The 10814-nt window shown below is 66.3% G+C and carries 10 protein-coding genes and 1 riboswitch; of the genes, 6 read left to right on the plus strand and 4 right to left on the minus strand.

Translation table 11 applies throughout. The annotated features are described in order from the left end of the window. Positions 1 to 4 precede the first annotated feature (4 nt). From Q7T45_RS25315 to Q7T45_RS25325, 3 genes are all read left to right on the plus strand, one after another. On the plus strand, positions 5 to 844 hold the full coding sequence (locus Q7T45_RS25315; protein ID WP_304874577.1) for an AraC family transcriptional regulator: 840 nt from the start codon (positions 5 to 7) through the stop codon (positions 842 to 844). A gap of 55 nt (positions 845 to 899) precedes the next feature. Beyond that, positions 900 to 1259, plus strand: coding sequence for a VOC family protein (locus Q7T45_RS25320; protein WP_304874579.1), 360 nt, complete (start codon positions 900 to 902; stop codon positions 1257 to 1259). A gap of 93 nt (positions 1260 to 1352) precedes the next feature. Continuing rightward, positions 1353 to 1754, plus strand: coding sequence for an SRPBCC family protein (locus Q7T45_RS25325; protein ID WP_304874580.1), 402 nt, complete (start codon positions 1353 to 1355; stop codon positions 1752 to 1754). Between the two features lie 16 nt (positions 1755 to 1770). Here the strand turns inward: Q7T45_RS25325 and Q7T45_RS25330 are convergent, their stop codons facing one another. Beyond that, the gene (locus Q7T45_RS25330; protein ID WP_304874582.1) at positions 1771 to 3213 is read right to left on the minus strand and encodes an MATE family efflux transporter; all 1443 of its coding nucleotides are present in this window, start codon (positions 3211 to 3213) and stop codon (positions 1771 to 1773) included. A gap of 334 nt (positions 3214 to 3547) precedes the next feature. Further along, a complete protein-coding gene (locus Q7T45_RS25335) occupies positions 3548 to 4600 on the minus strand; it encodes a hypothetical protein (RefSeq protein WP_304874584.1) in 1053 nt (350 codons plus the stop codon). Positions 4601 to 4777: 177 nt separating this feature from the next. Here Q7T45_RS25335 and Q7T45_RS25340 point away from each other — a divergent pair, with 177 nt between their 5' ends. Further along, entirely contained in the window at positions 4778 to 6115 is a 1338-nt protein-coding gene (locus Q7T45_RS25340; RefSeq protein ID WP_304874586.1) for a sorbosone dehydrogenase family protein, read from the plus strand. Between the two features lie 18 nt (positions 6116 to 6133). Here the strand turns inward: Q7T45_RS25340 and Q7T45_RS25345 are convergent, their stop codons facing one another. Further along, positions 6134 to 6829: a VIT family protein gene (locus Q7T45_RS25345; RefSeq protein WP_304874587.1), complete on the minus strand. Its 696-nt coding sequence runs from the start codon at positions 6827 to 6829 to the stop codon at positions 6134 to 6136. Positions 6830 to 7006: 177 nt separating this feature from the next. Here Q7T45_RS25345 and Q7T45_RS25350 point away from each other — a divergent pair, with 177 nt between their 5' ends. Next, a complete protein-coding gene (locus Q7T45_RS25350; protein ID WP_304874588.1) occupies positions 7007 to 8251 on the plus strand; it encodes a DUF4010 domain-containing protein in 1245 nt (414 codons plus the stop codon). A gap of 204 nt (positions 8252 to 8455) precedes the next feature. Here Q7T45_RS25350 and Q7T45_RS25355 read toward each other — a convergent pair whose 3' ends face one another. Continuing rightward, positions 8456 to 9562, minus strand: coding sequence for a 2'-deoxycytidine 5'-triphosphate deaminase (locus Q7T45_RS25355; RefSeq protein ID WP_304737472.1), 1107 nt, complete (start codon positions 9560 to 9562; stop codon positions 8456 to 8458). A 116-nt stretch (positions 9563 to 9678) separates the two neighbouring features. After that, positions 9679 to 9758: riboswitch (SAM riboswitch) on the plus strand. A 72-nt stretch (positions 9759 to 9830) separates the two neighbouring features. Between Q7T45_RS25355 and Q7T45_RS25360 the strand changes: the two genes are divergently transcribed. Next, a partial coding sequence (locus Q7T45_RS25360; RefSeq protein ID WP_304874589.1) for an aminotransferase class I/II-fold pyridoxal phosphate-dependent enzyme occupies positions 9831 to 10814 on the plus strand: 984 nt, incomplete at its 3' end.

A 10814-nucleotide genomic window follows, 5' to 3' on the forward strand; every position in this document is an offset into this window, starting at 1 on the left:
CCGCATGACGGCAAGACCCCTGTTACAGTGCGATTCCATCTCGGTATTCGACTTCCGCTGCACCGCAGGGCCGGCGGATACGCCGTTCGTGGAGCAGCATACCGGCCACTCGGTTTCCTTTGTCCGCAGGGGCAGCTTCGGCTGCCGCAGCCGCGGCCGGAGCTTCGAACTGGTGGCGGGATCGGTGCTGGTCGGCCATCCCGGCGACGAATACATGTGCACCCACGACCATGTCTGCGGCGACGAGTGCCTGGCGTTCTTTCTCGGTCCCGAACTGGTGGATGCGATCGGCGACCGCGCCGAGATCTGGCAGATCGGCGCCGCCCCGCCGCTGCCGGAATTGATGGTGCTCGGCGAACTGGCACAGGCCGCAGCCTGTGGCCGCAGCGATATCGGCCTCGACGAGATCGGGGCGCTGTTCGCCAGCCGGTTCGTCGAGGTGGTTTCGGGGCGGTCGCAAAAGCCCGCGGCGGCGGCTCCCAGGGATCGCCGCCGCGCGGTGGAAACCGCGCTGTGGATCGACGCGCATTCGCACCAAGCTATCGATCTGGAGCAGACCGCCGCGCAGGCCGGGATCAGCCCGTTCCACTTCCTGCGGCTGTTCTCCAGCGTGCTCGGCGTCACCCCGCATCAGTATCTGGTGCGCTCGCGGCTGCGCCATGCCGCGCGGCTATTGGCCGACGACGAAATCTCCGTGACGGATGTCGCCTATGACGTCGGTTTCGCCGATCTTTCCAACTTCGTCCGCACCTTCCACCGCGCCGCCGGAGTCTCGCCGCGCCGGTTCCGTGAAGCATCGCGGGGCGACCGCAAGATTCTCCAAGAACGCCTCGCTTTGCACTGACTAGGGTCGTCTCCGAACCGCGCGCTTGTCCGCGCGCCTTGCATCGGAGATCGCCATGTACGACCACATCGGATTGAAAGTTAAGAACCTCGACGCCAGCGTGGGCTTCTACACCGCAGCCCTGGCGCCGCTCGGATTCGTGCTGTGTTCGCGCGACGACAGCGGCGCCGGCTTCGGCCCCAAGGGCGAGCCGGCGCTCTGGCTACATCTGCACAAGGGCCCGGCCAATGGCGGCGCCCATGTCGCCTTCCGCGCGCCCGATCACGCCGCCATCAAGAAGTTTCACAGCGAGGGACTGAAAGCCGGCGGCAGCGACAACGGCGGCGCCGGCCCGCGCGCCGATTACAGCCCGACTTACTATGCGGCGTTCCTGATCGACCCTGACGGCAACAATGTCGAGGCGGTGTGTACGTAGCGTCGCGCTTTCTTATCCCTCCCCCCGCGCAGCGGTGGGGAGGGATTAGAAAGCCGCAGCCCTCGTTCAAGCATTCACAGACAGGATCACCCCATGGCTTCCATCCACAAGGACATCCCGCTCGACGCCCATCCCGACGAGGCCTGGTCCGCGGTGCGCGATTTCGGCGCCGTGCATACGCGGCTGGCGCCGGGTTTCGTCACCGACACGAAGCTCGATGGCGACGCGCGCATTGTCACCTTCGCCAACGGCAGCGTCGCGCGCGAGCAGATGGTCGATTGCGACGATGCGCGGCGGCGGCTGGTCTATGCGATCAGCAACGAGCGGGTGAGCCATTACAGCGCCTCGGTGCAGGTGTTTTCCGATGGCGAGACGCGCAGCCGGATGGTGTGGATCGTCGATGTCCTGCCCAACGAAATCGCGCCCTATATCGACGCGCAGATGGAGCTCGGCGCGCTCGCCGTGCAGAAGGCGCTGCGGCGCAGCGCGGCATGAACGCCTGCCATGACGATCACGACAGAGCGGGGCGGCTATCCGGCGCCGGACCGCCCTTCGGCCCCCAGCGCGTGAAGATGACGCTGGCGGCGGACAGCACACCGAGCACCACCATGGAGGCCGCTGCCAGCGCAAAATAATTCGCCGGGGTGGCATCGAACGTCGCCAGCCACCAGCCGCCGGCGGCGACGAATACCAGCCGCGCGGTTTGCGACAGCACCGGTCCCAGCACCTTCGCCGCCCCCTGCGAGGAGAAATACATCGAGATCGACAGCCCGATGAAGGCATACATCGGCGCCGCGATCGACAGATATTGCCGGCTGGCGGCGCGCACGTTCGGATCGTCGGTGAAGATGTTGACCCAGAGATCGGGAAAGATCGCGATCACGGTGGCGAAGGCGCCGACCGACACGAAGGCGACGCAGCCCGCGATCCATGCGATCCTCCGCGCCCGCGCCACCCGCCGCGCGCCGATCGCCATCCCGACCATCGGCACCGAGGCGATGCCGACCGCGAACGCGATCGAGGTCAGCATGAATTCGAGCCGGGCGCCGACGCCGTAGCCGGCCAGGATTTCGGTGCCGAACTGCGCCAGCATGTGGGTGAAGATGGCGACGGTCAGCACCGACTGCAGCGGCGAGAAGCAGGAGATGGCGCCGACCTTCAGGATGTCGAAGAACATCGCCCACTGAATGCGGAGGCCCCTGATCTTGGGAACCACGCGCGCGCGCCCGGAAAAGATGTACCAGGCCATCACGGAGACGCTGATCACATAGGCGACCAGCGAGCCCGCGGCGACGCCGCGCATGCCGAAGGAAGGGATCGGCCCGAGGCCGAGGCCGAGGATGCCGCCGAGAATGATCTGGCAGGTGGCGGACGACAGCATCAGGAGCGACGGCAGCTTCATGTTGCCGGTGCCGCGCAGGATTCCCGCGAACGTGTTCATCAGCCAGGGCACCACCGCGCCGCCGAAGAAGATCTGCACATAGCCGATCGCCTGGGCCAGCACGTTGCCGCGACCGCCGAGCAGTTCCAGCAGCGTGGGCCCGAAGATCAGCATGCCCAGCATGAATACGAGGCCGAGGCTGATGCCGATCAGCATCGCGTGCGCCGCCAGCGTCGAGGCGCGGTCGATATCGCCGGCGCCGATCGCGCGCGCGATCGCGGAGGCCACGCCGCCGCCCATCGCGCCGCCCGACATGGTCATGGTCAGGATCACGAACGGAAACACCAGCGCCATCGCCGCCAGCGATTCGACGCCGAGCCGGCCGATATAGGAGGTCTCCGCGATCACCACGCAGGTGCCGGCCGTGAGCGCGATCACATTCGGCCAGGCCAGCCACAACAGCGTGCGCAGGATCGGCCCCTCGACCAGCGCATTCTTCACCGGCGCTTCCGGCGGCGGAAGCGGGCGCTCGGCATCGTCTACGGGAATCTCGGCGACACCGATATCGGACATTTCTTCTCCCGCGCGCGTCGCGCCGCAGCCCGATCTACCTGCCGTGCTGGCCGTTTCCTAGCACCGATCCGGCATGATTCCATGCGCGCCGGGCGCATGGGCCGCCTGCGTGGGCACCTCGCGGTGGAATCCGTGACGCGTCATCTTACCCTCCCCTGGAGGGGTGGAGACGAGCGAAGCTCGCTCTCTGGGTCGACGCGACTGAAAGGAGCGGCGGTGTGGGGTGACAGTCTCTCGCCTCGAACAGTGCTTACGTTGAGGGACCGTCACCCCGCCCCGTCTCGCATCTTGCGATGCGAGCCGACCCTCCCCCTCCAGGGGAGGGTAAGAAAAATCAGCCGATCGACCAGACGAACGGCGGCTTGCCGCCCGGCGACGGCTTCAAATGCACCGGAATGTGGCGGCCGCAGCCGGCCGCGAGGCCCTCGAACAATCCTTCGAGCACTTTGGCGCAGGCCGGGTGATAATCGCCGACATCGGCCATCAGCTTCCAGCTCTGCTGCCGGATTTCGAAAGCGCCGCCGGACTCGCTGATGTCGGCGACATCATCCTGCGCGTCGAACAGCGCGCGCAGAAACGCTGCGAACTCTTTCGCGCCGCCACGCCCCATGCCGAATGCGCGCGCGATCTCGTCGAAATACTGCATGCCGATCAGCTTGCCGGTGAGATGCAGGAGGTAGCCGGCATCCTCGGGGCCGAACACCTGCACCATCACGGGTGCGGCGGTGCGGACATATTCCATCGCGTAGTTGCGATAGGCCTTTTCGAGTCGCGGTTTCGGCCAGCTTGCAACCGGCAACGCGGGTGCTGCGGCGGGATCGAACAAGGGCGCTTCGAGATGGCGCGCGAATACCATGCGTTGATCGATCTCGAGCGGATGGTCGTATTCGCAGTAATAGCCTTCCAGCCCGTCCTGGCCGTCGACACTCTGCTTGGTGCAGACAAAACCCAGCCGGAGATCGCCGAGGGCTGCGCCATTGTTGCCGTGCCAGCCGCGCAGCATCGCGCGCGAGACTTCGCCGGGCACGCCGCAGATCGCGGTGCCCTTCCAGATCCAGCGCGGCGGCGGATAGCGGATCCAGGCCTTGCGGTCGGTCTCGTACATGTATTCGACATGGACGCCGCCGATCCAGTTCGAGAGATAATGATACTGCGCCGCCGCCACCGCCGGCGGCAGGTGGCTGAGGCCGAGCTTTTCGAGGCCGGGCAGGAAGCGCTCCTGCTGCTGGCGGCGAAACACCCGGAACACGAATTCCGCGGCGTCGGCGGTGCCGCGCCGCGTCACCACGGTCAGGATCAGCCCGGTGAAAAAAGCGTGATAGAGATCGGCAACGCTGCGCCATTTCAGCCATTGCGCCTCGCGCGCGCCGTCCGTCGTCCCGTTCATGGCGATCTCCCAAAACCCTGTTGCTGCCCGCTCCCGACCAAAACATCGAAAACAACCCCATGCACAGAAAGCAAGGTATTGCTTTGGCACGGTTTTCCATCACACGAAATTCATGTTGGAAGCCGTGAACATCGGCAGGCCTGCCGCATTGTACAGGGCAATTTCCAGGGAACCATCATGCGCAACCCACTCCTGCTCGGCCTCTGTCTCGGAACGCTGGCGCTGCCGCTCGCCGCCTGCAACGAGCCCGCCAATACGGCCGCCGCCGAACAGACCTTCGGCGCCTCCCCGACCCTGCCGGCCCCGCAGAAATCCTGGATCCCGACCGTCAACGTCGCCAAGGCCACCGGCTGGCCGTTCGGCATGAAGCCGACTGCCGCCAATGGCATGACTGTCACCGCCTTCGCCACCGGGCTCGACCATCCCCGCACGGTCCATGTATTGCCGAACGGCGACGTGCTGGTGGCCGAGAGCAACGCGCCGCCGAAGCCGGAGGATGGCAAGGGCATCAAGGGCTGGGTCATGAAGAAGGTGATGGGCCGGGCCGGCGCCGGGGTCCCCAGCGCCAACCGCATCACGCTGCTGCGGGATGCCGACGGCGATGGCGTCGCCGAATTCAAGAGCGTCTTTCTCGAAGGGCTGAATTCGCCGTTCGGCATGGCGCTGGTCGGCGAAGATTTCTATGTCGCCAATGCCGATGCCATCGTGAAGTTTCCCTACCGTGCCGGCGATGCCAAAATCACCACACCCGGCGTGAAGCTGGCCGACCTGCCGGGCGGCCCGATCAACCATCACTGGACCAAGGACCTCGTCGCCAGCCCCGATGGAACAAAGCTCTACGCAACGGTGGGCTCCAACAGCAATGTCGGCGAGAACGGCATGGAGGCCGAGGCCAATCGCGCCGCCGTGCTCGAAGTCGATCGCGCTTCCGGAAAGTGGCGCGTGTTCGCCTCGGGCCTGCGCAATCCGAACGGGCCGGCATGGGAGCCGAACACCGGCGCGCTGTGGGTGGTCGTCAACGAGCGCGACGAGCTCGGCAACGATCTGGTGCCGGATTACATGACCTCGGTGAAGGACGGCGCCTTCTATGGCTGGCCCTACAGCTATTTCGGCCAGCACGTCGACAGCCGCGTCGAACCGCAGCGGCCCGATTTGGTGGCGAAAGCCATTGCGCCGGACTATGCGCTGGGCGCGCATACCGCCTCGCTCGGGCTGACCTTCAACACCGGAAAACTGTTTCCGCAGGAAATGGCCGGCGGCGCCTTCATCGGCCAGCATGGCTCATGGAACCGGAAACCGCGCGCCGGCTACAAGGTGATCTTCGTGCCGTTCGCCGATGGTAAGCCCTCCGGCAAGCCGCAGGACGTGCTGACCGGTTTCCTCAATGCCAGCGGCGAGGCACAGGGCCGGCCGGTCGGCGTGCAACTCGATAAACAGGGAGCGCTGCTGGTGGCCGACGATGTCGGCAACGCGATCTGGCGCGTGACGCCGGCGGCGAAGTCGGCGGCGCGCTGAGAACAACGCAACCCGCGTTCACACCACCTTGCCGAAGACGGCGCCGATTCCCGCCGTCAGGGCCATCGCGAAGGCGCCCCAGAAGGTCACGCGGACCGTCGGCTTCAGCAGGCCGGCTCCGCCGGCTTTCGCGCCGATCGCGCCGAGCAAGGCGAGGAACAGCAGCGATCCCGCCGACACCACCGGGATCAGGACGCTGGAGGGCGAGACCAGCACTAGCGCGAGCGGCGCCGCCGCCCCGACCGAAAAGGTCGCCGCCGACGCCAGCGCCGCCTGCACCGGGCGCGCGGTCGTGATCTCGGAGATGCCGAGTTCGTCGCGGGCGTGCGCGCCCAGCGCGTCCTTCGCCATCAACTGCTTGGCGACCTCGCGGGCGAGTTCAGGCTCGACGCCTCGCGCGACATAGACCTGGGCCAGTTCTTCCCGCTCGAATACGGGATCATCCGCAAGCTCTTTCTTCTCCCGCGCGAGGTCGGCGTGCTCGGTATCGGACTGCGAACTGACCGACACATATTCGCCGGCCGCCATCGACATCGCGCCGGCGACCAGGCCGGCAACGCCGGTCAGCAGCACATCGCTTTGCGAGGCCGAAGCCGACGCCACGCCCAGGATCAGGCTCGCGGTCGAGATGATCCCGTCATTGGCGCCGAGCACGGCCGCCCGCAGCCAGCCGATGCGCTCGACGAGGTGGTTTTCTCGATGGAGACGACTCATTCATCGATCCTTTTGCCGCGCGAACCGTCGCGTCGCGAATGGAACAGCTTCCCAAAGCGCGGCGCATTCGGCAATGATCTGCATCAACATCGAGCGATTGCGACGGGATGAAGTGGGTCGGCCGTGTTGACGGCGAGCAGTTCTCGACGCTGAGGCGACCTGACGAACGGGAATGGAATGTTCAATCTGCCTCCCCTGCTTTTGAATCTCGCGGTCGCGCTCGGCATCGGACTTCTGATCGGCGCCGAGCGCGAGCGCCGCAAGGGGCAAGGGCCCGCCCGCGCGCCGGCGGGAATCCGCACCTTCTCGGTCGTCGCGCTGGCCGGCGCCACCAGCATGATGGTGGGCGGCGCGCTGGTGCTGGCCGTCACGGTGGCAGGCGTGGCCGTTCTGACGGCCATCGCCTATTTCAAGTCGCGCGACGAGGACCCCGGTCTCACCACCGAGATTGCCCTGGTCCTGACCGCGATGCTCGGCGGTCTCGCGATGCAGCAACCCGCGCTGGCGGCAGGCATCGCCGTCGCCCTTGCCGTCCTGCTCGCGGCCCGCGCCCCGCTGCATCATTTCGTCCGGTCGGTGCTGACCGAGGCGGAAGTGAGAGATGCGCTGATCTTCGCCGGCGCGACCCTGGTGGTTCTCCCGCTGCTGCCAAACCAGGCGATGGGACCCTATGGCGCGCTCAATCCGCGTTCGATCTGGATCGTCGTGATCCTGGTGATGGCGATCGGCGCCGCCGGCTACATTCTCATCCGGCTGCTCGGCGCGCGCTTTGGCCTCCCGATCGCAGGTCTCGCGGCGGGCTTCATCTCCAGCACCGCGACCATCGGCGCCATGGGAACGCGGGTCCAGAAAAGCCCTGATATCATCACCGCGGCGGTCGCGGGCGCGGCGCTCTCGACCGTCGCCACCATCGTCCTGATGTCCGTTGTGCTCGGCGCCACCAGTATCGCCGCGCTGCGCGCGGTTGCCATTCCGCTGATCTGCGCCGGCATTGCCGCGACAGCCTATGGCGGCTTCTTCACGATCCGGACCTTGCGCGAAAAGGACATGCCGGACCCTCAGCCGGGACAGGCGTTCAGCCTCCCGGTCGCGCTGATTTTCGCGCTGACCCTTTCGGCGATGCTGATCGCCTCGGCCGCGCTGCGCGACTGGTTCGGCGAGACCGGCGTCCTCGTCGCGGCCGCGGCCGCCGGCTTCGTCGATACGCACTCCGCCGCCATCGCGGTTGCTTCGCTGGTGGCCTCCGGAAGGATGAGCGCCGCCGACGCGGTGTTTCCCGTGCTTGCCGCGCTCACTACCAACACCGTCAGCAAGATCGTGTTTGCCTGGAGCAGCGGCAGCCGGTCGTTCGCGTTGCGCCTGATCCCGGGGCTGATGCTGGTCGCCGTCGCGGCCTGGGGCGGCGCGCTGCTGACGCGGTAGGGGAGATTTCGTGCCCCGGATGCTGCGCAGCGCCTTCAGCGCGTTCGCGCGCGTTTTCGACGCGCTACGGCTTGCGGCGTGGTGCGCTGCCAAGCCGGGGCCCATTTCTCTTGGCAGATGGGTCCCGGTTCTGCAGAGCAGCGCGACCGGACGATGCTTCGCATCGCCGGAAGAGCGCTGCACCGCGTCCGGGACGCGAGAGCATCACACCTTAAAATGCTTGCTCAGCTTCAGGCCCTGGGCCTGGTAGTTCGAGCCGATGCGCTGGCCGTACATCGCGTCGGGGCGGGCCAGCATCTTCTCGTAGACGAGGCGGCCGACGATCTGGCCGTGTTCGAGAATGAACGGCACTTCGCGCGAGCGCACTTCCAGCACGGCGCGCGAGCCTTGTCCGCCGGCGCCGGCGTAGCCAAAACCCGGATCGAAGAAGCCGGCATAATGCACGCGGAATTCGCCGACCAGCGGATCGAACGGCACCATCTCCGCGGCGTAGTCCGGCGGCACCTGGACGGCTTCTTTCGACGCCAGAATATAAAACTCGCCGGGATCGAGAATGAGACTGCCGTCGGGCCGTGCCGCGATCGGTTCCCAGAATTCACCGACGGCGTAGCCGCCGCGGCGGTCGATATCGACCACGCCGGTGTGACGCTTGGCGCGGTAGCCGACGAAGCCGCCGGAGTTTTCGCCCTGGAGGTCGACGCTGAGCGCCACGCCGTTGACGAGATCGGCGTCGTCGACATCGACCAGCCGCTCCAGATCATGCAGCGCGTCGAGTTCGTCGGCGCTGAGGATGGCGTCGCCGGTGCGGAAGCGCACCTGCGACAGCCGCGAACCCTCGCGCAGCAACACCGGAAATGTCTTCGGGCTGATCTCGGCATAGAGCGGGCCGTGATAGCCGGCGCCGATCATGTCGAAGCGCCTTGTGCCGTCGGCGATCACGCGGGTGAAGACGTCGAGCCGCCCGGTCGAACTTTTGGGATTGGCGGCGGCGACGATCTCCGGCGGCAGCGCGAGACTCTCCAGCAGCGGCACGATGTAGACGCAGTTGGTCTCCAGCACCGCGCCGTCGGTCAGGTCGATTTCATGCAGCTTCAACTCGTCGATGCGCTCGGCCACCGTGGCACCGGGCCCCGGCAAGAAGCTCGCGCGAACGCGATAGGCGATGTCGCCGAGGCGCAAATCGAGGCTCGCCGGCTGGATCTGGCTTTCGACGAAGGGATAGGCCGGCAGAATGAGGCCGGCGTCCGCCATCGCCGCGATCATGCGGTCGGGCAGAATGCCATTGGCGTCGGGCGAAAGCGTGAAGGTCACGGTGGGGGTCCTCAGGAAGGGCCGGGCTTTCCGGCCATCCAGACGCTGAAAATGCGGACTTTTACCGGTTATCCGATGGCCGCCTTGACGGAAAGGGCGCAAGGGAATATCAGCATGACTTATCCCGTGGTGATTTGAGCCGGCCGGCTTGCAGCCACGTTAAATAAGTCGCTAAACAGGCCGGGGACATGTGTGATCCCGGCTTGTGGAATTTTTTCCAGGCCGGTTTTTTTGTGACCATTTTTCGATTGGTCACGACGGAGGTCACATGTCTGAGACTAAATCTACCGCCCGCTACCGCCCCGAAACCCGGCTGGTGCATTCCGGCACGTTGCGTTCGCAATACGGCGAAACGTCCGAAGCGCTGTTCCTGACCCAGGGTTTTGTCTACGACTCAGCCGAGCAATGCGAGGCGCGGTTCAAGGGCGAGGAACCCGGCTTTCTCTATTCGCGCTTTTCCAATCCCAACATCTCGATGTTCGAGCGCCGCATGATCGAGCTCGAAGGCGCCGAAGCCGCGCGCGCCACCGCCACCGGCATGGCCGCGGTGACGACGGCCATTCTTGCGCCCTTGAAGGCCGGCGATCACGTGGTGGCGGCAAAGGCGATGTTCGGGTCCTGCCGCTACGTGGTGGAAGATTTGCTGCCGCGCTACGGCATTACGTCCACGCTGGTCGACGGCCTCGATCTCGACCAGTGGCAGAAGGCGATGCGGCCGAACACCAAGACCTGTTTCCTGGAGAGCCCGACCAATCCGACGCTCGACGTGCTCGACATCGGCCCGATCGCCGAGATCGCGCATGCCGGCGGCGCGCGGCTGATCGTCGACAACGTGTTCGCGACGCCGATCTGGCAGAGCCCGCTGACGCTCGGCGCCGACGTCGTGGTGTATTCCGCCACAAAACACATCGACGGCCAGGGCCGCTGCCTCGGCGGCATCATCCTGTCGTCGGAAGCGTTCATCGCCGAGCACATCCACAATTACCTGCGCCAGACCGGCCCGTCGATGTCACCGTTCAACGCCTGGGTGCTGCTGAAGGGACTCGAAACGCTGGCCGTGCGCGTCCGCGCCCAGACCGAAACCGCCGCCGCCATCGCCGACGCGCTGGCGCAGCACCCGAAAATCTCGCGGCTGATCTATCCCGGCCGGTCCGACCACCCGCAGGCCGACCTGGTGAAGAAGCAGATGCGCGCCGGATCGACGCTGGTCGGCTTCGAGGTCAAGGGCGGCAAGGCGGCGGCGTTCCGTACG

Origin of the sequence: Bradyrhizobium sp. (genome assembly GCF_030646015.1) — a bacterium.
Taxonomy (GTDB): Bacteria; Pseudomonadota; Alphaproteobacteria; order Rhizobiales; family Xanthobacteraceae; genus Bradyrhizobium.

Excerpts from the sequence above, each read along its gene's own strand:
- Q7T45_RS25325 (WP_304874580.1), top strand. The coding sequence starts at position 1,353 with ATGGCTTCCATCCACAAGGACATCCCGCTCGACGCCCATCCCGACGAG.
- Q7T45_RS25330 (WP_304874582.1), bottom strand. The coding sequence starts at position 3,213 with ATGTCCGATATCGGTGTCGCCGAGATTCCCGTAGACGATGCCGAGCGC.
- Q7T45_RS25340 (WP_304874586.1), top strand. The coding sequence starts at position 4,778 with ATGCGCAACCCACTCCTGCTCGGCCTCTGTCTCGGAACGCTGGCGCTG.
- Q7T45_RS25320 (WP_304874579.1), top strand. The coding sequence starts at position 900 with ATGTACGACCACATCGGATTGAAAGTTAAGAACCTCGACGCCAGCGTG.
- Q7T45_RS25335 (WP_304874584.1), bottom strand. The coding sequence starts at position 4,600 with ATGAACGGGACGACGGACGGCGCGCGCGAGGCGCAATGGCTGAAATGG.
- Q7T45_RS25315 (WP_304874577.1), top strand. The coding sequence starts at position 5 with ATGACGGCAAGACCCCTGTTACAGTGCGATTCCATCTCGGTATTCGAC.
- Q7T45_RS25350 (WP_304874588.1), top strand. The coding sequence starts at position 7,007 with ATGTTCAATCTGCCTCCCCTGCTTTTGAATCTCGCGGTCGCGCTCGGC.
- Q7T45_RS25345 (WP_304874587.1), bottom strand. The coding sequence starts at position 6,829 with ATGAGTCGTCTCCATCGAGAAAACCACCTCGTCGAGCGCATCGGCTGG.